Genomic DNA, 1,648 nt, shown 5'->3' on the forward strand with positions numbered 1-1,648 from the left:
CAGTACTCGCTTTCGAAAATCTAAGCTGTAGCCCATCTCATTTTATGCCTTGTCATCTTAGATTTAGATATTATGTCATATTAATATGATTTAGCTATAGTTTTAATGTACTTGAAGTATTTTTCATTTAATATCTATAAAGATTAGTTAGAAACTATCAGGTAATTAAAATATTTTAAAGTTAAATTAAAGGGTGTTAAAAAATATAAAAATAGAGTTAATGACATAACTTTGTCCTAGGAATACACTGAGGTAATGATTATGGATATTCGTGAACATTCCGTAACAGTAAAATTTAGAAACGATACCAACCATGATCTGGTTCTAAAAACTAATAAGTTGATTGAAGGGAAGTCATGTACAGATAACCATCCTCCTCTAACAATGGTTAAAGGAAGTAGCGCTGAGTGGAAAAGTAAATCGGTAGAAAAGTATATAGGAACAGAAGGCATTGTAATTCTGAGGAGAGTGGCGATTGGGTAACTCACTCAACGCTCTGATAGGTATTATATTAAGCAGCTACCCCCAAGGAGCGGGAAATACAATCCTCAGAGGTTTAGCTGTAAAGAGAGGCTGCCTAGCCTTTCTTTTAATTAATTATTGTGTTATTCAAAATAGGTATAGTGATTATGAGCGTAGAATATCCGACTTCAGATAACGACCGAAAGGAACGATGCGACACTGACTCTGAGAGCATAATTTCTAGTGAGACTGTGTCTGGTAATAATACCATCTATCAGATTGGAAAATATAATCCTGAGTTTTGGAATAAGGCCGATGTAGTATCTAAAAATAACTGCTATGCATATGCATGCAACATCCGTGTGGATAAAATACCGGATCCCGGTTACAGGAAATATAACCACTTGGTTAAGGATATAAATGCCTTTAAAATAGGTATAGAGAATGATGGTCTTGTTGAAATTACGGGTAAACCTGTAAAAGGAGATAAAGATAATCCTGTGTGGAGGGTGGCTGTGTTTTACTGGACAGATAATAATACGGGTGAAGCTGGTAATCCGTTCGGATATCATTTCTTTAGAGAGGTGTGGTCAAAAGATTCTAGTGTTCATAATTCTAATTCCAATAATATCTGTTGGGCGCATAAATTTCATACCGGTAAGGTAACTAATCTTACCATTAGAGAACGTGATTGTAATCCTCCTCATGTTATCACCGATCCTGAGATAGAAATGAAAGAAATGAAAAAGCTAGACAACAGTCTGAAAAATATAGATATTAATTTCTTAGGATATTATTTAGTTACACCAAACGTCAAAATTGGTACAGAGTAAATGTTCTGTTGCATTAAGCCCTGTTTGAATAATATGGCATTTTTATGACCTTGTTTAGTATTTTGTGTAATCGCCATTTTCGATTAAACGTGACCGTCTAGACGGTCACTAAATTCAATCATAAAACGACTCATCGCAAAACGCCAATCTTGAATAGGCATGGTCCATTTTTTAGACGCTGCTTGAATCGCCAACCAGATCACCTTTTTCACCGAGTCATCCGACGGGAATATTTTGCGTTTCTTGATACGGGTTTTTGGGTGAGTAGACCCGCTCAGTCACCTGAGTGGGCCCCTCCTCAGAACCGGACGTGCGGAACTACCGCATCCGGCTCCCGACAGACCTGTGTCCCC

2 protein-coding genes and 1 pseudogene are annotated in these 1,648 nt (G+C 37.0%); 2 read left to right on the forward strand and 1 reads right to left on the reverse strand.

The genetic code is table 11. From position 1 onward, the window contains the following. Positions 1-261 precede the first annotated feature (261 nt). A complete protein-coding gene (locus Xvie_RS20215) occupies positions 262-483 on the forward strand; it encodes a hypothetical protein (protein WP_086110875.1) in 222 nt (73 codons plus the stop codon). Between the two features lie 146 nt (positions 484-629). Beyond that, on the forward strand, positions 630-1,295 hold the full coding sequence (locus Xvie_RS20220) for a hypothetical protein (protein ID WP_086110876.1): 666 nt from the start codon (positions 630-632) through the stop codon (positions 1,293-1,295). An 83-nt stretch (positions 1,296-1,378) separates the two neighbouring features. On the opposite strand, the pseudogene Xvie_RS20225 reads toward Xvie_RS20220, so the two are convergent. After that, positions 1,379-1,543 (reverse strand): annotated as a pseudogene (locus Xvie_RS20225) (IS256 family transposase); the annotation flags it as partial. Between the last annotated feature and the right edge of the window lie 105 nt (positions 1,544-1,648).

Origin of the sequence: Xenorhabdus vietnamensis, from assembly GCF_002127535.1 — a bacterium.
Classification (GTDB): Bacteria; Pseudomonadota; Gammaproteobacteria; order Enterobacterales; family Enterobacteriaceae; genus Xenorhabdus; species Xenorhabdus vietnamensis.

What these genes read in the sequence shown, in the direction of transcription:
- Xvie_RS20215 (WP_086110875.1), top strand. Translation starts at nt 262, where the DNA reads ATGGATATTCGTGAACATTCCGTAACAGTAAAATTTAGAAACGATACC.
- Xvie_RS20220 (WP_086110876.1), top strand. Translation starts at nt 630, where the DNA reads ATGAGCGTAGAATATCCGACTTCAGATAACGACCGAAAGGAACGATGC.